The organism is Ignatzschineria sp. RMDPL8A (assembly GCF_029815055.1).
Taxonomy (GTDB): domain Bacteria; phylum Pseudomonadota; class Gammaproteobacteria; order Cardiobacteriales; family Wohlfahrtiimonadaceae; genus CALZBJ01.
Genome location: NZ_JAPPWA010000002.1, coordinates 1199824 through 1224000 on the forward strand (window position 1 = coordinate 1199824; position 24177 = coordinate 1224000).

A 24177-nucleotide genomic window follows, 5' to 3' on the forward strand; every position below is an offset into this window, starting at 1 on the left:
CAACACCATGAAATAAGGCAGGTCACATGAAGGCGTTATCATTTCACCCCGTAGCGAAATGGATTATCGGGCTCATTTTAGTATTAGGGCTCTTTTTCTTCCATGAATTTATTGTTCCCGCACTCGGCGCAATGATTATCGCATTTGTGACCTGGCAATCCTACAGCGATCTACTGCGTCTCTGTAAGGGGCGCGAACTTGTGGCAGCTAGTGTTGCAACGGTCTTTATCGTCCTTGCAATCGTACTGCCTTTTATTTGGCTCGCGCATTATTCACTCAATGAGATCCAAGGGCTTTTTGAATGGATTACCGCGCTTAACCGAGATGGAAAGCCAACGCCCGATTGGATTCAAAATCTTCCCCTTGTTGGCGATGAATTGAACAAATGGTGGGAGAGCTTTTTAAATCGCCCCAACGGGGTGAACGAGCTCCTTGCCAAAGCGGGGCTTAAAAACATCTTTTCATACAGCATGGTGATCACCAAAGAGATTACCCGTCACTTTGCCGGGCTTGGGTTTACCCTCCTTTTTATGATTATCACGCTCTTTTTCCTCTATAAAGATGGCCGCAGTATCTGTGAGCAGATCGATATTGTCGGTGAGCGGGTATTTCCGGATCGCTGGCATCGCATTTCCCGCATTGTCCCGACGTTGATCAGTTCCACCGTTACCGGCATGGTCGTAATTGCGATCGGTGAGGGGATTGTGTTTGGGTTTGTCTATTATTTTGTCGGCGCACCATCCCCCTTAACGCTTGGGGTGATTACCGGTGTATTTGCCCTTATCCCGGGAGGTGCACCATTATCGATGACGATGGTCTCGCTCTATTTAGTGGGAAGTGGCTCAACGACAAGCGGATTAATTCTCTTTGCATGGGGAACGATTCAGCTTTTTGTAGTGGATAAAACCATTCGCCCACGCCTTGTTGGCGGTGCAGTTAAACTGCCATTTTTGCCCACGATTATGGGACTGGTTGGCGGGGTTAAAACCATGGGCGTGATTGGATTATTTATCGGACCTGTGATTATGGCACTCATTGTGGCGTTATGGCGTGAGTGGGTCCATGAAGAGGATCACCGAATTCCCGAGCCTGAGCCGAAAAAGGCGATTAAAACAAAGCGAAAACCCTCCGCCAAAAGTTAGATGGGGATTCTTTGAATCAGGTGGATAAAAGAAGAGCTAAATTGAGTTGATTTAGCTCTTTTTGTTTATGAATTTAAATGATTAAACGTGTAGTCGCATCGCACTGCATGATAGACTAAGCATTAATTTAGCTGACTTATTTACAAAAAATCACACACTAAAGGCTATGCTAGGATTCTTCACATTATTTAGCTAGAGTTTAGTATTACGCGAGAGGTTTGCGCTATGAATCGACGTTATCTTTCCCTTGGGCTCTCCCTGTTGATGCTCTTTCCGATGTTCCTCCAAGCACAAGATAAGGCAACGGAAGTGGAGCTTGAAGCGAGCCAATTAATTCCTAAAAGCGAAGAGATCTATGCGATCGGCACGCTCTTTCCCTCCTCGGAAATCACCATTCGTCCTGAAATTTCGGGGCGCATTATCGGCATTGATTTTATTGAAGGGCGCAATGTTGCTAAAGACGATGTACTCATTCGATTTGATAAACGCGTTCAGGCGGCGAATGTCGTGGAAGCGGAATCAAAAGTGATGATTGCCCGGCAAAACTATGAGCGTTTTCAAGCGGCAAAAGCCGGAGCTACGGCGCAAATGCGAGATGAAGCCCATGCAACCCTTCTCCAAGCGGAAGCGCGTCTTGAAATTGCCAAAGCCGATCTTGAAAAGATGACCATTCACGCACCTTTTAATGGCACGATGGGACTAAAAAACTTCGATCTAGGCGATTATATCCAAGCGGGCACGAGCCTAGTGACACTCTCAAATACCGATCAGCTCAAGCTTGAGTTTAATATTCCAGAGCGCGTTGCACACATTGCAAAAGTGGGGCAACAGGTGGAATTTTCCATTGATAACTTTCCCCATGAGATGTTTGAGGCAGAGGTGTATGCCGTGAGCCCAAAAATTGAGCAAGAGGGGCGATCGCTAGCGATCCGCGCGCTCTACAATAATACTGATGAGAAATTAATCTCCGGAATGTTCACCCGTCTCGCGCTTAAAATTCCTTATGGATATGATGTGGTGATGGTGCCGGAGGAGGCAATTGTGGCGCAAGAGGGGAAACATTTTCTCTATATTGCCGAACCCATTGCCGGCAATGATAAACAATATAAAGCGCTCATGCGCGAGGTGGAGCTTGGTGAGCGAACTCGTTCACACGTGGAGATTTTAAAAGGGCTTTCCGGTGGGGAGCTTGTGATTCGGGCGGGGCAAATCCGAATTAGCGATGGCGCAACGGTGCAGGAAAATGAACGCTCACGCACGCTTCGCCTTGAGCGATTAGAGACGGCGAATGCGCTGTAGGGAGTTACCATTATGATGTTATCAGAAGTCTCCATTCGTCGCCCGGTCTTTGCGATAGTGATCAATATTGTGCTGATTTTACTCGGCATGATTGCGCTTGATCGTTTGAGCATTCGCGAATATCCCGATATTGATGTGCCGATCATTAGCGTTCGCACCAGTTATTCTGGCGCTAGCCCTGAGATTATCGAAACTCAGGTGACAAAAGCAGTGGAAGATGCGGTCACGAGCATTGAAGGAATCGATTATATTACCTCGATGTCTCGCCGCGGATTTTCTAACGTTAATATCACCTTTAAACCCAATAAAAATATTGAAGAGGCGGCTAATGACGTGCGCGACCGAGTCTCTCGCGCGAAACGCATGCTACCCGAAGAGGTCGATGAGCCGATTATCAGCAAAAGTGATTCTGATGCCGATCCGGTGATGGTGCTCACGCTTTCAAGTGATAATCATAGTGCCATTGAGCTTACTAAAATGGTGGAGCTTGCGATAAAACCGCAACTTGAACTCCTTGAGGGCGTGTCGAGCATTACCATTTGGGGAGAACGTCAGCCGGTGATGCGCGTCTGGCTCGATACCCAAAAGATGGCGGCTTTTGAGATTACGGTGGCCGATATCGAGTCAGCGCTTCGAACGCAAAACGTCGAGATTCCTGCAGGAACGGTGAAGAGCTCCACGCAAGAGTTTTCAGTTGTCGCGCGGACCGATTTAAATAGTGAAGAGGAATTTGGCGATGTCGTCATTAAAACGACAAAACCGGAAAGCTCCAATGTAAACCAGCATATTGTACGCCTTCGCGATGTGGCAAATGTCGAGCTTGGCGGGGTGGAAGAGACCACAAAACCGCGCATGAATGGGAAGCAGGGCGTTGGGATTGCGATTATTAAGCAATCGGTGGCAAATCCTTTAACTCTTTCGAGCGAGGTACGGCGCGTATTACCGGCGCTTCAAGCAAGTCTAGACGATTCGGTTGAGCTTGGGATTAGTTCAGATAACTCCGTCTTTATCAATAAATCGCTTAAATCGGTCTATCAAACCATTGTAGAAGCGCTGATTTTTGTCGGAATTATTATCTTCTTTTTCCTCCGCGATGCGCGGGCGACCATTATTCCCATGATCACGGTGCCGATTGCGCTAGTTGGAACACTCTTTTTAATGTATGTGCTTGGTTATTCGATCAATACGTTGACGATGCTGGCGTTTGTGCTGGCAATTGGGCTCGTGGTCGATGATGCGATTGTAATGCTTGAAAATATTCACCGCCATATTGAAGCGGGAATGCATCCGATTCGCGCCGCCTTTGTGGGTTCAAAAGAGATCGGTTTTGCCATTATTGCAATGACGATTACGCTTGCGGCGGTCTTTTTACCGCTCACTTTTTCAGAGGGGCGAATTGGGCAGCTCTTTGTTGAGTTTGCTATGACGCTGGCACTGGCGGTGATGATTTCAGGTTTTACCGCGCTGACGCTCTCGCCGATGATGTGCTCGCGTCTTTTAAAACCGTCCCATAAACAGGGGAAACTCTCATCTCTGATTGAGCGCTTTTTAACGGGAATTAATCACCTCTATGAAGGGCTGCTTGCGAAAGTTCTTAAGGTGAAAAGCGTGATTGTGATCGTGATGGTGCTCGTATTGGCGGGAACGTACGGGCTCTTTAATCTCCTTCCTCAAGCGCTTTCGCCGATTGAAGATCGCGGGAATATTCGTATTGCAGCAATTTCCCCTGATGGTGCGACGGTTGATTTTACTGACCGCTATTTAAACGAGGTGGAAGATCTCTTAATCAACGAGCCTGAGGCGGAAAATGTCTTTGTGGTGTCGGGCGTTGCATCGGGCGGATTTGGTTCGGTGACGCTCAAAGATTGGGACGAACGTAAAGAGTCGCAGATGGCGATGGTGAGCCGATTAAACCGCGAGTTTCGCGATGTCGCGCTTGGGCTTCGCGTCTTTGCAAGTAACCAACAATCGCTTGGGCAGGATGGGCGCTCAAAAGAGGTTGAGATTGTTATTCGATCGAACGAATCCTTTGAAGTGCTCGACCAAAAGGTTAATAAAATTATGGCGCGTCTGAATCAGATGCCCGAGCTTGTTACGCCAGACAACGATCTTCGCATGAATACGCCACAGCTTGAAGTCTCGGTGGATCGTGAAAAACTTGCGCTCCTTGGCGTTGATGTCAATGTTGTCGGCAAGGCGCTTGAAACGGCGCTCGGTGGCCGTAATATTACCCGCTTTAAAGAGGGCGCTGAGCAGTATGATGTACTTGTGCAAGTAAACCCTGATAAGCGCAGTAAACCGCGGGATATGGAAGATATCTATGTGCGCACTAAGAGTGGCGAGATGGTGCCGTTATCAACGTTTGCCACTATTAAAGAGACCATTGCGCCTCAGGTATTACGCCACTTTAATAAACTCCGTTCGGTGACGATTTCAGCGAACTTAGAAGAGGGGACATCGCAAGGAGAAGGCCTGCGGATGGTTGAAGAGGTAATTCGTGAGGTGATGCCTGATGCGATGCTCGATTACACCGGTTCAGCGCGAGAGCTCATTGATTCTGGTTCGTCGATGTATCTGATGTTTGGGCTTGCGGTGCTCTTTATTTATCTTGTATTAGCGGCGCAATTTGAGTCGTGGATTGACCCCTTTATTATTCTCACCTCGGTGCCCCTTGCTGGATTTGGTGCTCTTGGCGCGCTCTATCTTACGGGGAATTCGCTCAATATCTACAGCCAGATTGGCCTTGTGACGCTTGTTGGGCTCATTACTAAACACGGGATTTTGATCGTTGAATTTGCCAATCAATTGCAAGATGAAGGCAAGGCAAAACTTGAGGCAATCAAAGAGTCGGCGGCCCTTCGTCTGCGCCCCATTTTAATGACAACGGGAGCAATGGTGCTCGGTTCTTTACCGCTTGCACTTGCAACGGGCGCGGGCGCTGAATCCCGCGAAGCAATCGGCTGGGTCATCGTCGGTGGTCTTACACTTGGAACACTTCTGACGCTCTTTGTGGTGCCGGTAGTCTATATGATTATCAATCGCCACAAACGCATCGACTTTTCAGAGTATGAGGTGAGTGAGGAGGTCGTCTAACGTTTCATATAAAAATATATAAGATTAAAAAGCCTACTGAGATAATGTTCTGAGTAGGCTTTTTTAATTGATTTTTAATGGATTAAATATACATCGATGTCAGTTTCAGTCCGAGAGTTTCATCAAGTCCATGCATAATATTCATGCTCTGTACCGCTTGGCCGGCAGCGCCTTTGATGAGATTATCGATCGCGGAAATAACGATCACTTTTTGACGTTCTTCATCAACGCGAATGGCGATATCGCAAAAGTTTGTCCCTTTCACATGACTCAATTCCGGTAATGATTCACGGACGCGCACAAAGGCTTCCCCTTGATAAAAATCTTGATAGAGTTTTAACAGATCGGCCTCGGTTTGATGGGTGTTTAGATCGAGATAAATGGTGGATAAAATTCCACGGTTAATTGGAATAAGGTGGGGCGTAAAGACGATTTCGACAGACTCATCGGCGACATGTGAGAGCTCTTGCTCAATCTCGGGGCGATGGCGATGGGAAAAGACGCCGTACGCTTTAAAACTCTCATTAACCTCGCAAAATAGCGAGGCGGTTTTATTACCTCGACCGGCCCCCGTTGTGCCTGATTTGGAATCGACAATAATCGTTTTTGGATTGACAAGCTTCGCGTTTAAAAGAGGCGCTGCGCCCAAAATGGCGGAGGTTGGAAAACATCCTGGTGAGGCGACAATATCCGATTGTTTAATCTCTTCTCGATAGAGCTCGCAAAGCCCGTAAACCGCCCGATCATTGAGTATTTTTGATTCGTGTTTGACCTTATACCATTTCTCATAGGTTTCAAGATCATCAAAGCGGAAATCTGCCCCAAGGTCGATCACTTTGACATGATGATCGTGCGCCTTTTGCGCAAGGGGTTGTGAAAGCCCGTGAGGGAGCGCCATAAACAGGCAATCGAGCTCATCAATACGGCTCATCAGCGCATCATCAGAGAGTAGGATTTGGCGTCGTCGACCCTGAAAATTTGGATATACCTCTGCAAGATCCATGCCCTCATAAGAGCGCGACGCAAGCATCGTGACCTCAACATTCGGGTGGTTCTCAAGGAGCCATAAAAGCTGAATGCCCGCATAGCCCGTAACGCCAATAATTCCTACTTTGATCATGATTTTATCTGTTCCTTTCTATTTAATCAGGTTGCTAATCTCTCTAAATTTTGGATGCAGAGAGGTTTCTAATAATTCAAATAATAGCGTCTCGACCGAGGTGATCTGCGCGCCGAGTGCCATCATTTTTTTAATGCCAACTTTACGATTTTCCGCTGTGCGTGAGCCGATGCAGTCGGCGACAATTTCAACGCGATAACCCTCTTTTAAGAGATCTTTCACCGTTTGATAGACGCATACATGGGATTCCATACCGGCAACAATGACGCGTTTACGGCCACTTTTTTCAAGCGCCTCGACAAAGGCAGGTTGTAGATAGCCACTAAATTCACGTTTTTCAATCGGCTCACAATAGCCCGTCAATTCACTTTTTAACGGCTCGCAGGTTGGTCCCAATCCTTTTGGATATTGCTCGAGCCATAAAATGGGAATCTCGAGGGTTTTTAAGCCCGAAATCAGCCGATGGGTTTCACGAATAATTGCTTCATTTTGGTCGATCACATTCGCAAGTCGCTCCTGGACATCGACGAGTACAAAAATAGTGTTATTCATTATCGCTCCTCACGCATGTTCGATGCGTTTGATATTTATTGTTATATAAATAGTTTTAGCACTAACCCATCAAAGTAACAAGAGGGCGACGGAAAACCCTCAATTTTAGAGGCGGGAGAGAAGAAAAATTTAGGAGGAGAAAATTTTGCTTCATTTTGAGTAAATGTTCACCAATCCCGTGCAAATTTTTATTAAACTTTTATTAAACTCACGCAAATAGCACTTGAATAATCGCATCATAAATATCGTTAGATTGCATTAAAACAAGTGGTTATCTGCAATAAAAGAGATAAGTGCTCAACTTGTAATCATATGGTAAAAAAAGTTTGACAGAAAAGGCATTACCCCCTAGAATACACATCAGTTCAACGGACATATAGCTCAGTTGGTTAGAGCACAACACTCATAATGTTGGGGTCGGTAGTTCGAATCTACCTATGTCCACCACATAAAACACGGAAGCCCTTGATTTTCAAGGGCTTTTTTGTTGTCCAGCATAAAAATGCCGAAGATTCTGCCGAATATTTTAAAATCCCTCCTCAAATTGATTAGCCGATTGATCCTTTTAAATTTATCCATAAAGTCCATTTTTTTACTTTTATAAGCTCTGATCAAGTATCGATATTGTGTCGATGCGATCGACACATTGTAAAAACGTGTCGATTTTTTTCTATTTTTTAAACATATTATGTTGATGTGCTGATTCCATCAACCTATACTGTATTAAAAATTTAAAAGGAAAAATGATGACTTGGATTGCTGATCAACCCTATAACGATCTTCCTCTATTGCCTCCTAATATAGAGATTGAAACTAAAGAAGTGTTAAAAGCCTGTATTACTGCACGTGCTTCGTTAGCAGAATTAAATCAGGCAGGAAAGCTTTTACCGAACCAAGGGCTTCTTATCAATTTATTGCCCATTTTAGAAGCTCAGGGGAGTTCTGAGATAGAAAATATCGTTACCACTACAGATAAACTCTTTCAGTATGCTGGGGAAGAGAATAGTGCGGATCCTATGACCAAAGAAGCCTTAAATTATCGTCGTGCGCTTTATAATGGATTTATTTCATTAAAAAACGTTCCTCTTTCAAGCCGTACCGCAATCGAAATTTGCAGTACATTAAAAGGCAGTGATATGAACGTGCGGAAGCAATTAGGAACAGCATTGCGCAATAGTACTACCGGTGATGTTATTTATACTCCGCCAGCAGGGGAAGGGACCATTAGAACATTACTGAAAAATTGGGAAGATTTTTTGCATGTTGAAGATGATCTCGATCCGTTAGTTAAGCTTGCCATTTTACATTATCAATTTGAAGCGATTCATCCCTTTATAGATGGAAATGGCCGGACAGGAAGAATCCTCAATATTTTATATTTGATTGAGAAAGAGCTTCTGACTTTACCCATCCTCTATTTGAGCCGTTATATTGTTATGAATAAGCGCAATTATTATCGATTGTTGTTAACGGTTACCGCAAGTGGCGAGTGGGAGTCCTGGATTTTGTTTATGTTAAAAGCCATTGAAGAAACCTCTACCTGGACAAAAAATAAAATCGCTTCAATAACGACATTAATCGAAGAAACGGCTCAACATATTAGAGAGAAAGAACCAAAAATATATAGCTATGAGCTCGTCAATATTCTCTTTGAGCAGCCTTATTGTCGTATTGCTAACTTAGTAGAGAAAGATATTGCTAAGCGCCAAACCGCATCGAATTATTTACAAAAACTTTGTGATATTGGTGTGTTGACTGAGCATACGGAAGGTCGAGAAAAAATGTTTATTAATAATAAGTTGATTGAATTGATGAGGGGATAGTATGAGTCTAAATCATGCACATGAAGGTTATGAGTATCAAGATCTGATAGCCAGTTATTTTATTTTGAAAGAAGCTTTATCGGGTAATTTAGACAGTGTTTTTTCTATTGATAGAAAAAACAGTGATAACGATAGATTTGATGATATTGTGATTACAAATAAACAGAAAGTACAACGCAAACAGATTAAGTATAGCAACCGAGATACAGGAAAAAAATTAACAAAAGATTATCTTTCTGCAGATAGCCATTATCAAATTGCTCTTCATAGTTTATATGAAACTTGGATAAATTTAGAAACTTCTAATACTGAATTTAGATTATGCTTGGCATGGGATGAACCAATAGATAACAATATCACAAGAGTATTAGTTGAACAGTCATCTGATATATCTTCTTTTTCTATATTTCCAACAAAGGTTTTTAAAATAGATTTGGATAAATTATGGGAAATAGAACCAGAAAATTTTAATCGTTGGGATAGTCTAAAAAATTACGCAACAGAACATAATCTTGATAGAAGTACTTTTAAGAATTTTACAGATGAGTTGTTAATAGAAGTTAATTTCCCAAAAGCAAGTTTAAGCTTTAAGGAACCAGATGATTTAGAGAACATTTTAATTCTACAAGCGGAAAAATTAGGGATAGGGCAATATCCTAATGATGATGTTTATATCAATGATTTTTTAGTTCGCCTTGCTAAATTAGCAGGAAATTATCGAACTCGATCGGCTGAAGTTACTGTTACAGATGTTTTAATTGAATTAAGAGTAAAAACTGATTTTGGAAAAATTGAGCAAAAATTCGATATTAATGCCAATTTAAATATTACTTCGGATTCAGACTATAACTCTTTTCTAGAAGAGATTGAAAATAAAAAAACAATTTTACTTGGAGAACCAGGCTCTGGAAAATCATGGTTTTTAACTAATTTTATAAATCACCTTTCACAAAAAAATATTGCAGTTATACGTCATTATTGTTTTACAGGGACAGATGATGATTTGTTACTTGATAGAATTAAGACTGATACATTCTATGGTAATTTAGTTTCATCCATTTTAGAGAAATTTCCAGATCTATTTACTGAAAAAGAAAATAGATATGTAGCAAATCTATCTGAATTGAATCTTTTGCTCTCGAAGATTGAAGAGCCTTTTATACTAATTATTGATGGGTTAGATCATATTGAAAGAGTTTTAAAAAATTCAAAGGAATTGTCAGAAGATAGAACCAGAATTATAGAAGCTATTTCTCAATTAGAAACTTCTGAAAATATATCCATTGTTTTAGGTTCGCAAAACGTTGAAGAAGTGAAATTTCTTACAGAGGATTTTAACTATCAAGAAATATCAATACCTAAATGGAATATTAATTTTACAAAGCAATTAATGGATAAGTTTAGCCGTAAAGATATCAGTTTTGAAAAAGATAATCTTTCAGATCTCCTCTACAAAAAGAGTGAGGGCAACCCTCTTTATTTAACATATATTTTAAGATCAATAGAAAATATACAACGGGTCTCACAAGAACAGATTGAAAGCCTACCTCAATATGATTTTAACTTACAGAGCTATTATAAACATCTCACAGCTCAATTAGAAAGAAATACAACAGCTGATACGTTATCTTGTTTGGATTTTTCTCTCTATAAGAATGAGCTAAAAGAAGTAGTAAAACCTGCTTATATGATGGAGAAAGACTTAAAAATATTATCTCCCGTCATTATAGAGAATGCTTCTAGAGGTGGCATAAGGCTATATCATGATAGTTTCCGACGTTTTAATTTAGAGAGATTGCCTGAAGAAGCAAAATTGGAATTGCATGAAAATATAGCATTTTGGTTGGAAGAACAAGGATTTTATGAAAATCAAAAATCCTATCGCTATCTAACCAAATACCTCATTGAATCTCATCAATATGAAAAAATTAAAGAATTAGCTAATGTTGATTTCTTAATTAATAGTTTATACCAAGGTCACTCTGAGGCTTTAATCAAAAATAATTTTAAGTCCTTTTTAAAAGTTGCAACAGAACAGCTCGATTGGCCATTTATTATTTATTTAAGTGAATTGAATCGTACGATATATTCAACTATATCAGAGGAGTATCATAGTCAAATTATAGAGAATTTTGAGCTATTTTTTGAGGCTATTTGTGTGATCGAAGGAACAAGTAAAGCCAATAATCTTTTGTATTTTAATGGTGAAAAAAATTTCGATAATCATATTACAGCACAAGCATTCAGTATTTTACAAAAATTTGGTTATAAACCAAGATGGGAAAATATTAGTGAATTGTTTGAAAAAGACAATTTAGAAAATAATTTTAAATATACAGTTAAATATTGGCTTCAAGAAATAGAACCAATAGATATTTTCAACTACAGATTATTAGGTGATAATTTTAAAATTAATTTATTCAATATATTTATTGAAGAGCTTTATTATGCAAAGGGTTTCAGCCAAGTTTATGCGATATATGAATCAGTTTCTAATAAAAAATTAGCAGAAAAGATTGGCGATTTAATTAATAGAGTTTTGCAAAAAACAAATTGTAAAGATCTTATTCCTATTGATATTTTAACTCACAAGAACGAGCTAAAAAAATTAAGCTGTTCTTTTATTAGCGATCCATATAATAAAAAAGATATAGTTGAGTTTTATAATAGTGTAAAAAAATATTCCATATTAGATATTGAGACTTTAATTTCCTTTGAAGAATCATTACCTAAACAGGATTTTATTTATAATTGGATAAAATTTTATATCCGAAATACTGTAGCTATTAATCAGAATTTATCAGAAAAAGAATTAGAAAAATACATAGTTAGCAATTTTCGGTTCTTAGCAAGTGATTTAGAGTTATTTAAAGGGGATCCAAGACCATATGATTTTTTACATCCGAATAAGGACATTATAGAAATAACTGTCTTAGAGGCATTAAAATATATTGCGACTGTTGAAGCTTGGAAGGATGTTGTTCTATCTTTGAAAAAAATACATATTGACTATACTCTTCCTGTTTTCTACTTAGTAGAAAATAATTTTTTAAATAAAGATAATATTCAGTTTGTTATAGATGTTTATGATGAGTGGGATAATTTGTCTGAAGATGTTGTATATGAAAAACATGCTGAGTATTCTTTTAAGAAAGCAATCTACTATGGAAAATTGGGGAATAAAGAACTTGCAAAAGAAGAATTAAAAAAAGCTCTTCGATACATAACAGGATACACCTATAGAAAAGACACTAGCTTAAATGAAGTAATTAATCCTTTGTCAGTTTTAAATAAAATTAGTTCTGAAATCGCGCTTGAATATGCTAAAAAATTAAAATACCTAACCGATGCCGTGATGAATCATACAGAAGATGGCAAAGACACTCGTTGGTTAACGATGGATTGGTTTAAAAAGCTTATAGAGATAGATTATGATTTGGCTACTAAATATTTAATTAATCAATTTATTGCTAAACCTACATTTTGGAAGCTGGATTATATGTTTATAGATTACCTACATATAAGTTTCGATAAAGTTGATCCTATTATTTTAAGTTTTCTGTACCGATTATCGCCAACAAATAATCGAGATGAATATTTAAATGGATTCTTAAATGTTTTAGAAGAATTAAAGGGAATAAATGAAAATTTAGCAAAACAATCATTAATCGATTTATCAGAGAGACATTGGAATGATTCATATGACACTTTAAAAGATACTAGTGTAGTCAGATTAATATCATTACTAGATGAGTTTGGATTGAAGCATGGTTTTACAGACATTAATCCTAACAATAAGAGCTCTAACATTGGTGTAAAAAGTGTGAAAATAGTAGAAAATACTGTCATAGAGTTATCTTCTCTCGATAAGATGAATGATAAAGAGTTGTTAGAGCACATCAAGAATAAAAGAAGTCTAACTGAAATAGAATCCAATTATTTATTTACATTTTTACAGAAAAAACAAGATGATCAAGTAATTACTAAATTCTTGTTAAAAATAATTCAACAGCAATTCCTATCAGATGATTTATCGAGAAGTTTACAAAAAATAATTTATGATTTACCTATAAGTGAGGAAGCCAAAATTGTTCTTTTAGTAAATAACTTTGTTTATTCTAAGGATGGTTGGTTTGCAAACTTTACAGAACGAGAATCTCTCAAAATAGCAGTTGATTATGATAGAAACATGGCAATGCAAACACTTGTAGAGGTTTTATATTATTACTTTTCGAGCACTGGGTATTTTTCAGAATCAACAGCTAACCTCATTATTGCACTGACTAATGCAGGGGCTGATAAAGATACTATTATTGATATGTATAAATCAGGGTATCAAGTCTTAGAAAGTAGATTGCCTGATATTAATAATTTTGATTGGCAAGATGTAGAGAGCCCAGAGTTTTTAGAAATGAATTGTGATGAGCTTGCTATTGTAATGTTATTGAGTAAATCAAAATTTCATGATGCTTATATTCAAAGAGAAATAATTTATGCTCTTAGCTACTTTATGAAAGAAAATGGGGATTTATTAATTAAACCTCTTAGATGGGTTTTTAATCGACATGAGCAATTTAATATGTTGTTTATAGCAACTGTATTAAAACTTCTAGAAACAGAGAAAGATAATAATAAAATGCTTTTAGCAGAAGTTAAAGAAAGTCTGGAAAGCTTATACAACATAGAAAGCGTATATATTGATGATAAAGTTCATAGTCTCATTGGAGGGGTATCATAATGGATGAACCATATCAGAGGCAAATTCTAGACTATATCAATCAGCACTTATTGTATTATTCACACTGGAAAGAGATACTTCCTTCAACAATATCACAAGAAATATTGTTGGATATCAGAGAGCATGAGTTGGATGTATTCCATAATCGTGGATATTCTTTGCAATCACCTAATAATTACATTGAGGCTTTAGTCTTTGAGCATGTTAATCAATGGCTCTATCAAAACTATAAAGAGAGCGTTGTTTTTGAAAAGGATATTATGATTGATGTTAAAACCATGATAGCAACATCTAGTTCATTAATTCAAAGACCGATTATTCAAACTCCTTCTAAAACTATTTCAGGATTTAAAGAGCCTATTACTGAAGGAGATTATGTTCAAATAGCACGATTTGAAAGAGAATTAACCTTAAATAGATCTTGGGAAAAAGCTAATAATGGTGGAGGAATAGTATGTGAAGGCTTACTTCCTTGTCAACTAAATGATGTAAATCCTTTATTGCCCAATACAGGAATTACTCATCATATTTGGACGAATACTTTTTATAAAAATAACCCATTTATTCAAGGTTTTTATGGAAAAATGAATAGCATTGAGGCTCCATACGTTTTATGGATGAATAGCGAGTTGTTATCCATGTTGGGACTAACGCTTGATGATTATAAACAAGGATTGCAAGCATTAAACAAGCAAAATGAGATAGCTTTGCAGTTTAGACAATGGCGATCAAAATTTATTGACAAAGGTTCCTCATTTGTTGGTATGGAATCTAATATAGCTAAATTAGAAGGGTGTGATTTAATATTAAGAAAAGATTATTATGACAAGCTTAAAGAAATCATTCCTCAATTATGTTTTTTTACTGATTTATAATTGATGTAAGAAAAACTCTTGTCCTTATTTTGCCCCCTTAATTAAAATTACTTAAATAGACATATAGAGGTAAATTCAATAGAATCATAAAGATAACTAACTATACGCCTGTATGTTTATTCTATATTTTCCACCTATGTCCACCACATAAAACATGGAAGCCCTTTATTTTTAAGGGCTTTTTTGTTGTCCAGCATAAAAATGCCGAAGATTCTGCCGAAGATTTTAAAATCCCTCCTCAAATTGATTAGCCGATTGATCCCTGTAAATTTATCCATAAAGTCCATTTTTTATTTTTATAAGCTCTGATCAAGTGTCGATATTGTGTCGATGCGATCGACACATTGTAAAAACGTGTCGATTTTTCACTGATTTTTAAACATAATAAAGCCCCAAGCTCGCATTTTAAAACTCATGCGAATCGCTTGGGGCTTTCGAATTTGGATTGACCGGATTTAATTTTCCGGACGTTAATTAATGCTGCGCGTGAACGGCGGTGATCGCGTACTTTTTGATGGTATCGATCATAGCGGAAAGGCCGGTGGCGCGTTGGGGGGAGAGGTGGTCTTCAAGGCCGATCTCTTTAATAAACCAGAGATTAATGGTAGGTACATCTTCAAGTTTTTGACCGTTATAGGTGCGGATTACAAGGGCAATGAGGCCTGAGACAATCGCGGCATCGCTCATGCCTTGGCAGAAGAGTCGTCCATCTTGATGATCGCATTTAATCCAGACGCTCGACATGCATCCGAGCATCCGATTCTCTTCGGTGCAAAATTCTTGCGGCACGCCTTGAAGTTTTTTCCCAAGATCGATCAGATAACTATATTTTGAGTACCAATCGGGAAAGATGGAAAATTCGTTTACAATATCCTGTTGAATCTCGTCGAAATGTTTATAAGTTGTCATCGCTTTTTGAATCTATCTGTCTGGTTAAATCGGAATCTCTCTATCCTATCATTTTTGCTATCGCTTCGGGTAGTATTCTCTCGATTTTGGCATAGTGCCGACATTAAAAACCCTCTATCAGCGGATGCTAATAGAGGGCTCGTTATGACGAGATTTATTGTTTTTTTATTGTGTTTAAACTAGATTTATTTCGCGGTTTGGAACATACGAATATAGAGAAATGCGCCAATTAAGAAAACCGCCCATGCCAGAATTAAAACGATTGTATCTCCCATTGTTTTCCTCCTGTTGTTTGCCTCTGCAATTGCAGAAATTTTATAACGGGTAGTTACCAATATAATCAATCTATTTTACTAAAACAAGTCGCTACCATTTAGGTCACATATAAAAAACTTTGTTCAACACTCTCTTTTTCGCTCTTTGTCTATAAAGACGCGCTCCTTGTGCCTCAATTTAACGATTTAAGGTGTAGCCCAACTCTCGAATTTATTTTCATTGTGCTAAATAAGAACAAAAATCTGCCTAAGGATTGATCATTCGTTGGGGGATAATAGTTGCGTAAAAGATATATTGTTTAAGAGATTTGCATTTATAAGCAATATTATTGATCAATTTAACGCCATTTGGATCATAATATTTTGGCATTTTAATTGGGACTCTCCACGCTAAAAGTAGTTGTAATTACGGTAATTTTCTTTCGGCCATTCTTGATTTAGGTCTATTTTATAATCAATATTCGTTGATTTTTTAATCATCTATATTGAAAATTGATATTTATCAATCAAAAAAATCTATGGTATGATGCGCCCCTATTATTTTTAAGAATCGTAATTAGCAGGGATGCTGAGGAGGTACACATGGGTATTTCACGTAGAAAATTTCTTTTAGGTATGGGGGCTGCAGGGGTTGTAGCTGGCGGAGCGGCTGTGGTTCCTATGGCTCGCCGTGAAGGGACACTCGTAGCGGCTAAATCGAGAGCATTATTTGTGCCCGGTACGGAAGGCGCACTTCCTAAAGAGGCGGATGTTGTCATTATCGGTGGCGGTATTCAAGGGGTGCTCAGCGCGATCAATTTAAGAGAGCGTGGCATGAGCGTTGTAGTGTGTGAAAAAGGTGAGATTGCGGCCGAGCAATCGGGCCGTGCCTATAGTCAAATCATCAGCTATAAAACCTCACCTGAGATCTTCCCTCTGCATCATTACGGTAAAAAGCTTTGGCGTGGCATGAACGAGAAAATCGGCGCGGACACAAGCTATCGTACCCAGGGCCGTGTTGAAGCGATTGCGAGCGAAAAAGAGTTAGAAATCGTTCAAGATTGGATCAAACTCAACTCAAATCCCGGTTTTGGCAGCGGTCTAAATACCCGTATTATCCAAGGTGCAGAATTAGCCAACCGTCTTCCCAATGCGCAAACCGAGTGGCAATTAGCGGGCTTTGAAGAAGATTCGGGCAGTGTTGACCCAGAAACAGGGGTACCGGTATTAGCGCGTTATGCAAAAAGCATTGGCGTTAAAATCTTCACCCATTGTGCAGTGCGCGGTATTGAAACTGCCGGTGGTAAAATCTCCGATGTTGTGACAGAAAAAGGATCGATCAAAACCTCATCTGTAGTGCTTGCGGGCGGGATCTGGTCACGTCTCTTTATGGGCAACATGGGCGTTGATCTTCCGACATTAAATGTCTATCTTTCACAGCAACGCGTTTCAGGTGTTCCCGGCGCGCCAAAAGGCAACGTGCATCTTCCAAACGGCATTCACTTCCGCGAACAAGCCGATGGAACCTATGCTGTTGCACCGCGTATCTTCACAAGCTCAATCGTTAAAGATAGCTTCCTTTTAGGTCCTAAATTTATGCATCTTTTAGGCGGTGGCGAGCTTCCGCTTGAGTTTAAATTAGGCCCAGACCTCTTTAATTCATTCAAAATGGCGACTTCTTGGAACTTAGATGAAGTGACGCCGTTTGAGAAATTCAGAACCGTGACTGCAACGCAAAATAATGCGCATTTAGATGCCGTATTTGATCGCATGAAAGCGGAATTCCCACAATTTGAAGCCTCTGAAGTGGTTGAACGTTGGGGCGCAGTTGTGAGCCCAACGTTTGATGAATTGCCGATCATCTCAGAGGTATCAAAATACCCAGGATTGGTGATTAACACGGCAACGGTTTGGGGAATGACCGAAGGGCCTGCATCCTCTGAAATCACCGCCGACCTCATCACCGGGCAAAAACCTGTGATCGATCCGAAAGCGTTTAGCCTTGCGCGTTTTGATAAATAACGAGTACTATAGGTAAGTCGTACCAATAAACCATTCACTTAATTGAAATGTAAGGAGTTTATGATGCGTTTAAAACAATTATTATTAGCAGTTCCATTTGTAATGGGCGTTGCAAGTGCCGATGCAAATCTAGAAACGGAGGGCTTTGTGGCTCATAAATTAAATGGCATGCCAATCGCGGAGTCTGTTGAGATTAGCGCGGGCAAAAACATCATTTTCTTAAGCGGAAAAGTCCCAACGATGAAAGAAGCGGGGCTTCCAGCGACAGAATTAGCCTCATACGGGGATACTGAAGCGCAAACAGTGAACGTGCTTGAGCAGATTAAAGCGCACCTTGAAGAGCTCGGTTTAACCATGCAAGATGTGGTTAAAATGCAAGTCTTCTTAGTGGGCGGCGAAGAGAATGACGGCTTCATGGATTTTAAAGGATTCATGAACGGCTATACACAATTCTTTGATGGCGAAAGCGATAAACTTCCCGCACGTTCAGCGTTTCAGGTGGCAAAACTTGCGAACCCTGCATGGCGCGTTGAGATAGAAGTGACGGCGATCCGTCCATAGTTGATGATCGTTACCATGTGACTATCTGACTATCTATATATAGAAGGCGCAAAATGCCTTCATCAAAAACCTCGGTATGAATATTTCGCCGAGGTTTTTTCTTAGGATTTTCTATAAAAATCTTGTCTTATAGGCTACCCTAATGTAATGTTTCATTTTTTTAAGTAAACGAGGGTGAATCTATGACCGATCTTGTCTTTGGATCACTGATTTTTTTGCCAGGCATTTTAAAAGTGCTGATTCTCGGCTTTTTTATCTGGCTCTTTGCGCGGGGATTTTATCGTAAAAAACTCTACGCCGGCACAATTTGGCACCCCAATTTGGTGGACATTAGTGTCTATTTTGTCTCTCTTTATATCAGCCACCTGATTCTTCTATTTATACAAGGCTTACAAGGTTAGTAAATGAACGCGACATTAAAACGATATCTGATTACGGTTGTGATGGCTTTTATCATGATTGTAGTAGCGTACCAGCTGTGGAATTTTTATATTTTGGGCGGTTGGACCCGTGATGGAAAAATTCGTGCCAATGTGATTCAAGTCTCGGCGCAGGTTTCGGGGAAACTCGTGTCACTTCCGATCGTGGATAATCAATATGTGGAGAAGGGCGACCTGCTATTTGAGATCGATCCCACCGATTATGAGATCAATTTGAAAAATGCTGAAGCGCAGCTTAAACAGCTCGAAGTGCGCCGAGAGCAAGCGAAACAACAATATGAGCGCCGTACCAGTTTAAGCAACGCCGCCGCCATCTCAAAAGAGCATCTTGAAGAGGTGAAATACAATTTAGATCTATTAAATGATCAGGTGGAGCAGGCTCAAATTGCGGTGGAAAAAGCAGAACTTGATCTGAGCCGTACGAAGATTCACGCTGAAGCGAGCGGCTATATTACCAATATGAATATTCGTGAGGGGAACGTGATTCCTGCAGGGCAACCGCTATTTGCCCTTGTGGATAAAGAGAGTTTCCATGTGGTCGGGTATTTTGAAGAGACCAAGCTTAAGCATATTGATGTAGGCTACCGTGTTGAGATTATTCCCTATAATGGTGCGCCGAAAATGTATGGCTATATCACCGGTTACGGACGGGCGATTTTTGACCAAAGTGCGCAAACGGCGGAGCAATTATTGCAATCGATTCAGCCCAATTATCCGTGGGTAACGCTTGCACAGCGGATTCCGGTGAAAATTGCCTTTGATCATAGCAGTGCGGAGATTGATGAGCGCCATCTTATTGCCGGAACGACGGTGACGATCATTGTGCTCGATGAGAAACAAGCAAAGAAATAGACATCTATGAAGGATCTTGATGCAGCGCCGAGAGCGCAGGAAATGGACGAAGTCCAGACCGAAAAAATCGGGGCAGAGCCAACCGGGACGGGACGTGAAAAAGGGCTAGCGATGCTCCAAGGGCTTGATCGCTTTTTTGCGAGCCTAAATTATTCCTATGGTTTAAGAATGATTGTAGGGATTGCGCTTGCGTGGTTTGTGGCATTTCGTCTGCAAACCGATAAACCCTATTGGGCGATTATGACGGTGATGATCGTCACCTTGCCAACGCAAAGTGAGCTTCTTGAGAAGTTTATTGCACGGCTCATTGGTACGGTCGTTGGGGCGATTAGCGTTAATATTATTGCCGCCTACGCGCTCGATGATCAGTGGTTATTTGTGATCTATATGGCATTTTGGCTCGCGCTGTGTGCCTATTTGGCCAGTGCGCGAAGCTCGATGCTCACCTATTGTTTCTCGCTTTGTGGCTATACTTCGGCGATTTTAGGGTTCAGCCTCTCGGTGATTCCATCGTCCTATATGGTGTTTCAAATTTCGCAAGCGCGGATTTTAGAGATTTGGATTGGGCTCGTCACTGCCTTTTTTATCTCAATGTTGTGGCCTGCCTATTTAGAGCACCGCGATATTCGCCATAAACTTCGCGCCAAACGTTTTAAAGTCCGCGAGCTCTATGAGATGTTATTAACGCCGGGGCAGGATCATAAAGCCTTTGCGATGCAATATAAATCGACGCTTCAGGATCTGATGGATTTTCGGGATCGGGTGTTTCAGAGCTTTTTATCGGTATCGACGGAGCGCAATGAAGTACTCTCGATCTATCAAAATGGCCACCGCTTAATTACTGCGATGTCCGGCGTTTTATCGCTTGAATCGATGAAGCATGATCTGCTCAAAAGTGATCGGGAAGCGATGATTGATTATCTCGATAGGCTGCGTGAGTGGTTTTTAAAAGGACGGTCGCGGGAGCGGAAACTGGCCACAAAACCGGTCGCGCCGGATGCCTTACTCTCGAGCAGTAAAGGGCGTTATTTTGTCAAACAGCTCGATGATAAATTGATGGATCTATTGGCATTAAGGGCCCCCGATACCGATCGCGCCGATCTCTATATTCCGAGCATTCGCATCTATTATAGTGACCGAAAAGAGGCGCTCATTAATGGGGCGAGAACGTTTTTAAGCATTATTGCCGGGATGGCGTTTTGGATGGGAACGCAGTGGGAAACGGGCTATATTCTGCTCGTTTTAATCGGGCTGATCTGTACGCTCGGGGCGACCTATCCGATGATTAATAAACTCCTCACGGTGACGCTCGTACTCACCATTTTTATGACGGTGCCGGTCGCCTATATGCTTAAATTTGGCGTGTTGATTAAAGCCAATGGTCTATTGCCGGCGATGCTGATTGTGCTCCCGATCTACTTTTTTGCGGCGATGATTAAGATCCGTTCGCTCATCGGTTTTCTGATCGGTTATGCCTTTATGCTCTCGTCAGTATTTTTGATCGGGTTTGCCAATCCGATGACCTATAATTTCGCTCAATTTGCCAATAATGCACTTTCGGTAGTGATTGCATTGGTGATTATTTTAATGATTTTTAATATCATTCGCCCAAGCTCTGATGATCGGAAAATTGAACGTATTTTAGAGAGCATTAATCATCAATTTACCCTTGTTGAAAAGAATGTCACGCCGAAAGCGGTGCGGGATTACGAGGCGTATCTCTATAGCGCGATCTATAAAGCGCGTATTATTCCAGAATCCTACGGCAAAGCTCGGTTCTTATCCTATGCGTTTTTAACGCTTGTTATTTTGCGTCAACAACTCGCACTTTCCAATAACGAGGTGCGCTGGGCACTCCCCGATGCGCTCCAAACTGCCATTCAATATGAGCAATTTGAGGAGGCGCTTTCCTTAATCTCAGAGTATGAGAAAAACGCCCATAATGACGCCGAACGCATGAACTACTGGGAGCTTTCCGCCGCGATTCGTGCGCTGTTGGTGTTTTTAGATCATCATCAATCCAATTTTGCAGATCAATAATATGACGCATAGTACGCCTCCCACAACGCTCGTCTGGTTTCGCCGAGATCTTCGGGTGTTTGATCATCGTGCGCTTCAATATGCCGTTCAGCAAAAAAGACCGATGGTTGCGGTGTTTATCTTTGATCGTGAGATTTTAGATCCGCTTCCAAATGAAGATCGAAGGCTCTCTTTTATCCATGAGACGGTTGCAGAATTAAAAGCATCACTTGCTGAAAAAAGCGTTCCTCTCTATGTTTTGAAGGGCCTACCAAAAAACATCATTCCGGAATTGGCAGGAAAAACAGGGGCGGTAGAGGTGGTATCGGCTGAGGATTATGAGCCGAGTGCCATTATGCGGGATACTGAGGTTGCTCACTGTTTAGAGGCACTTGGAATCGCGTTTACTCAGGTAAAAGATCAGGTGATTTTTGCAAAAAATGAGGTGATGACGCAAAAAGAGACGCCATTTCATGTTTTCACCCCCTATTATCGCCGTTGGATGGCTAAACTGCATGCGGGTGCGATCGATTGTCAACAGGATAATTGGGCGCAATTGGCAGATAACCAAAAAGCGCTTCCTACAGCGCTTCAATCACCTCCTGAAATGCCAACGCTTGAGGCATTAGGATTTACGCCGCAAACGCTACTACTTAGCGGGGGCGAAACAAGTGCGCAAGTCGTATTGGCAGATTTTTTAACGCGGATCGATCGCTATCATCTGGCGCGAGATTTTCCCTCTAAAAAGGGCGTTTCGTACCTGTCGGTGCATTTACGGTTTGGAACATTGTCGATTCGGCATCTAGTGACCCTTGCGTTAGAGGCGGATAGTGAAGGCGCGCAAATTTGGCTGAAAGAGCTCGTTTGGCGCGAATTTTACCAGCAGTTTTTAACCCATTATCCCAATGTGGTGCGAGAGAGTTTTAAAGAAGAATATCGCGATCTTAAGTGGGAGAATAATGAGGCGTGGTTTGAGCGCTGGAAAATGGGACAGACCGGTTATCCGCTCATTGATGCAGCGATGCGACAACTCCTTCATAGTGGCTATATGCACAATCGTTTACGCATGATTGTTGCGAGTTTTTTAGTGAAAGATCTCTTAATCGATTGGCGCTGGGGCGAGGCGTGGTTTGCTAAAATGCTGCTCGATTTTGATCTTGCGGCCAATAATGGCGGCTGGCAGTGGGCGGCAAGTACCGGCTGTGATGCGCAACCGTACTTCCGTATTTTTAATCCCATTACCCAGTCAGAAAAATTTGATCCAAGCGGTGATTTTATTCGCCGATATGTCCCAGAAATTGCCCATCTTGATAATAAATCCATCCACGCCCCGTGGCTCAGTAAAACCCACAAAAAGCCGCTCAATTATCCAGATCCAATCGTTGATCATAAAACGCAACGGTTAAAAGCGTTGGAGCTGTTTAAGGTGTAGGGTTTGTCGAGGGTATGCTTTGAAATCCCGGAGCCATAGGATTTAAATGACTCAGAATATCGTGTCGATTTTCTAGCCAGAGGTGATAACTTTGGGGATTGAGCATTCCAGATTCGGAGCAATCCACATTCCAGACCCGTAAAAAGTAGTTAGCGGTTGATTTTTTAACACTGATTTTTCGTTTGCCACGAACCATTTGATATTCATACTCGATTACAGCCGCTTGATTTGGATTTAATTTTGGGTGAGGCATTAATAAGAGTTCAATTTCTTCATTCCAAAAAATGTCGTTGGTTGGTGATTCATGAGGTTGAACACTTTCATTTAAGCATTCAGCATTCATAATTCTCGCTGGAGACATATCGATAAACTTGCTGTAATTTCGATCAAATAGACGGATATAGAGTCGTAAACCATCATTAAAAAGTGCGTGCGGTGCAACGATACGTTCTTTAGACATGCCACTTTTAAGCGATAAATAAGTTATTTTCACACACTTTTTATGGATTATCCCATGAATGATGGGAGCTAATGCGGCCTGCTCAGGGAGATTGATCTTTGGCAGTCCATATACGAGCAATTGATTAAGCTCGGGCACACTTTCCAGTTGTAGCCAATAGAGCGCTTCTTCTTCAGAGATAGTAAAGAGCGGTTTAAAGGCGTGAGTGATTTCGTTGGCTTTCGTCTCTTTATTAAATTGCGCATTTTTTTGATCGCTTAGATCAATATATTCCTTAATTGCTCTAGTGGCTGAGGCTTCACTTAAATTGAATTTTTCAATAAGATCGGCACGCGTTACGAATCCCTTATAGATTAAGCAAAATTCAATATATCGTAATCGATTTGAGAGGTTTTGAAAGAGGGAAATGGTCTGATCCATAGCAAGATGAAAGCTCGTTAATGAGTAATTCATTCATCATATCAAAAAGCCCTTAAGAAGCGTATTAAAACGATATAAAGAGGTATTGAATCCTTTAGTCAAATCAAAATGACTTGATTATTAAGTTTATTATGATACTGTTTTGTTATATTGTTGTTTTTTATTG

The 24177-nt window shown here is 40.6% G+C and carries 16 protein-coding genes and 1 tRNA gene; 13 read left to right on the forward strand and 4 right to left on the reverse strand.

The window, feature by feature from the left end:
- Positions 1 to 26: 26 nt before the first annotated feature.
- From OXI21_RS07025 to OXI21_RS07035, 3 genes are all read left to right on the forward strand, one after another.
- Complete coding sequence (locus OXI21_RS07025; protein WP_279618849.1) at positions 27 to 1142, forward strand: AI-2E family transporter; 1116 nt, start codon at positions 27 to 29, stop codon at positions 1140 to 1142.
- Between the two features lie 225 nt (positions 1143 to 1367).
- Positions 1368 to 2441 (forward strand): efflux RND transporter periplasmic adaptor subunit, encoded by a 1074-nt coding sequence (locus tag OXI21_RS07030; protein ID WP_279618850.1) that lies wholly within the window; start codon positions 1368 to 1370, stop codon positions 2439 to 2441.
- 12 nt (positions 2442 to 2453) lie between these two features.
- The gene (locus OXI21_RS07035; protein WP_279618851.1) at positions 2454 to 5534 is read left to right on the forward strand and encodes an efflux RND transporter permease subunit; all 3081 of its coding nucleotides are present in this window, start codon (positions 2454 to 2456) and stop codon (positions 5532 to 5534) included.
- An 82-nt stretch (positions 5535 to 5616) separates the two neighbouring features.
- On the opposite strand, the gene argC is transcribed toward OXI21_RS07035, so the two are convergent.
- Both argC and OXI21_RS07045 read right to left on the reverse strand, forming a co-directional pair.
- Positions 5617 to 6654, reverse strand: a complete 1038-nt coding sequence (gene argC / locus OXI21_RS07040; RefSeq protein WP_279618852.1) for an N-acetyl-gamma-glutamyl-phosphate reductase — start codon at positions 6652 to 6654, stop codon at positions 5617 to 5619.
- Between the two features lie 18 nt (positions 6655 to 6672).
- Positions 6673 to 7206, reverse strand: coding sequence for a hydrolase (locus OXI21_RS07045; RefSeq protein WP_279618853.1), 534 nt, complete (start codon positions 7204 to 7206; stop codon positions 6673 to 6675).
- Between the two features lie 370 nt (positions 7207 to 7576).
- Here OXI21_RS07045 and OXI21_RS07050 point away from each other — a divergent pair.
- The 4 genes from OXI21_RS07050 (at position 7577) to OXI21_RS07065 (ending at position 14642) form a co-directional block, all read left to right on the forward strand.
- Positions 7577 to 7653, forward strand: a tRNA-Met gene (locus OXI21_RS07050).
- A 299-nt stretch (positions 7654 to 7952) separates the two neighbouring features.
- The gene (locus OXI21_RS07055; RefSeq protein WP_347815521.1) at positions 7953 to 9029 is read left to right on the forward strand and encodes a Fic family protein; all 1077 of its coding nucleotides are present in this window, start codon (positions 7953 to 7955) and stop codon (positions 9027 to 9029) included.
- A 1-nt stretch (position 9030) separates the two neighbouring features.
- Positions 9031 to 13767, forward strand: a complete 4737-nt coding sequence (locus OXI21_RS07060; RefSeq protein ID WP_279618855.1) for an ATP-binding protein — start codon at positions 9031 to 9033, stop codon at positions 13765 to 13767.
- Positions 13767 to 14642: a hypothetical protein gene (locus OXI21_RS07065; RefSeq protein ID WP_279618856.1), complete on the forward strand. Its 876-nt coding sequence runs from the start codon at positions 13767 to 13769 to the stop codon at positions 14640 to 14642. Before OXI21_RS07060 ends, OXI21_RS07065 begins: the two co-directional genes overlap by 1 nt.
- 474 nt (positions 14643 to 15116) lie before the next feature.
- On the opposite strand, the gene OXI21_RS07070 is transcribed toward OXI21_RS07065, so the two are convergent.
- Entirely contained in the window at positions 15117 to 15551 is a 435-nt protein-coding gene (locus tag OXI21_RS07070; RefSeq protein ID WP_279618857.1) for a SufE family protein, read from the reverse strand.
- 857 nt (positions 15552 to 16408) lie between these two features.
- Between OXI21_RS07070 and OXI21_RS07075 the strand changes: the two genes are divergently transcribed.
- The 6 genes from OXI21_RS07075 to OXI21_RS07100 all read left to right on the forward strand — a co-directional run bounded on the left by OXI21_RS07075 (position 16409) and on the right by OXI21_RS07100 (position 23131).
- Positions 16409 to 17827, forward strand: coding sequence for an FAD-dependent oxidoreductase (locus OXI21_RS07075; RefSeq protein WP_279618858.1), 1419 nt, complete (start codon positions 16409 to 16411; stop codon positions 17825 to 17827).
- A 63-nt stretch (positions 17828 to 17890) separates the two neighbouring features.
- Positions 17891 to 18388 (forward strand): RidA family protein, encoded by a 498-nt coding sequence (locus tag OXI21_RS07080; RefSeq protein WP_347815522.1) that lies wholly within the window; start codon positions 17891 to 17893, stop codon positions 18386 to 18388.
- Positions 18389 to 18570: 182 nt separating this feature from the next.
- The gene (locus tag OXI21_RS07085) at positions 18571 to 18789 is read left to right on the forward strand and encodes a DUF1656 domain-containing protein (protein WP_279618860.1); all 219 of its coding nucleotides are present in this window, start codon (positions 18571 to 18573) and stop codon (positions 18787 to 18789) included.
- Between the two features lie 3 nt (positions 18790 to 18792).
- The gene (locus tag OXI21_RS07090; RefSeq protein ID WP_279618861.1) at positions 18793 to 19680 is read left to right on the forward strand and encodes an HlyD family secretion protein; all 888 of its coding nucleotides are present in this window, start codon (positions 18793 to 18795) and stop codon (positions 19678 to 19680) included.
- A gap of 6 nt (positions 19681 to 19686) precedes the next feature.
- Positions 19687 to 21720 (forward strand): FUSC family protein, encoded by a 2034-nt coding sequence (locus tag OXI21_RS07095; RefSeq protein ID WP_279618862.1) that lies wholly within the window; start codon positions 19687 to 19689, stop codon positions 21718 to 21720.
- 1 nt (position 21721) lies between these two features.
- Positions 21722 to 23131 carry a deoxyribodipyrimidine photo-lyase gene (locus OXI21_RS07100; protein ID WP_279618863.1) on the forward strand — a complete coding sequence of 470 codons (1410 nt, stop codon included), beginning with the start codon at positions 21722 to 21724 and terminating at the stop codon, positions 23129 to 23131.
- Here the strand turns inward: OXI21_RS07100 and OXI21_RS07105 are convergent.
- On the reverse strand, positions 23121 to 24011 hold the full coding sequence (locus OXI21_RS07105; protein ID WP_279618864.1) for a WYL domain-containing protein: 891 nt from the start codon (positions 24009 to 24011) through the stop codon (positions 23121 to 23123). The genes OXI21_RS07100 and OXI21_RS07105 overlap by 11 nt on opposite strands.
- Between the last annotated feature and the right edge of the window lie 166 nt (positions 24012 to 24177).

What these genes read in the sequence shown, in the direction of transcription:
- OXI21_RS07055 (WP_347815521.1), top strand. Translation starts at nt 7,953, where the DNA reads ATGACTTGGATTGCTGATCAACCCTATAACGATCTTCCTCTATTGCCT.
- OXI21_RS07070 (WP_279618857.1), bottom strand. Translation starts at nt 15,551, where the DNA reads ATGACAACTTATAAACATTTCGACGAGATTCAACAGGATATTGTAAAC.
- OXI21_RS07095 (WP_279618862.1), top strand. Translation starts at nt 19,687, where the DNA reads ATGAAGGATCTTGATGCAGCGCCGAGAGCGCAGGAAATGGACGAAGTC.
- OXI21_RS07030 (WP_279618850.1), top strand. Translation starts at nt 1,368, where the DNA reads ATGAATCGACGTTATCTTTCCCTTGGGCTCTCCCTGTTGATGCTCTTT.
- OXI21_RS07090 (WP_279618861.1), top strand. Translation starts at nt 18,793, where the DNA reads ATGAACGCGACATTAAAACGATATCTGATTACGGTTGTGATGGCTTTT.
- OXI21_RS07075 (WP_279618858.1), top strand. Translation starts at nt 16,409, where the DNA reads ATGGGTATTTCACGTAGAAAATTTCTTTTAGGTATGGGGGCTGCAGGG.
- OXI21_RS07045 (WP_279618853.1), bottom strand. Translation starts at nt 7,206, where the DNA reads ATGAATAACACTATTTTTGTACTCGTCGATGTCCAGGAGCGACTTGCG.
- argC (WP_279618852.1), bottom strand. Translation starts at nt 6,654, where the DNA reads ATGATCAAAGTAGGAATTATTGGCGTTACGGGCTATGCGGGCATTCAG.
- OXI21_RS07035 (WP_279618851.1), top strand. Translation starts at nt 2,454, where the DNA reads ATGATGTTATCAGAAGTCTCCATTCGTCGCCCGGTCTTTGCGATAGTG.
- OXI21_RS07060 (WP_279618855.1), top strand. Translation starts at nt 9,031, where the DNA reads ATGAGTCTAAATCATGCACATGAAGGTTATGAGTATCAAGATCTGATA.
- OXI21_RS07100 (WP_279618863.1), top strand. Translation starts at nt 21,722, where the DNA reads ATGACGCATAGTACGCCTCCCACAACGCTCGTCTGGTTTCGCCGAGAT.
- OXI21_RS07065 (WP_279618856.1), top strand. Translation starts at nt 13,767, where the DNA reads ATGGATGAACCATATCAGAGGCAAATTCTAGACTATATCAATCAGCAC.
- OXI21_RS07105 (WP_279618864.1), bottom strand. Translation starts at nt 24,011, where the DNA reads ATGGATCAGACCATTTCCCTCTTTCAAAACCTCTCAAATCGATTACGA.
- OXI21_RS07080 (WP_347815522.1), top strand. Translation starts at nt 17,891, where the DNA reads ATGCGTTTAAAACAATTATTATTAGCAGTTCCATTTGTAATGGGCGTT.
- OXI21_RS07085 (WP_279618860.1), top strand. Translation starts at nt 18,571, where the DNA reads ATGACCGATCTTGTCTTTGGATCACTGATTTTTTTGCCAGGCATTTTA.
- OXI21_RS07025 (WP_279618849.1), top strand. Translation starts at nt 27, where the DNA reads ATGAAGGCGTTATCATTTCACCCCGTAGCGAAATGGATTATCGGGCTC.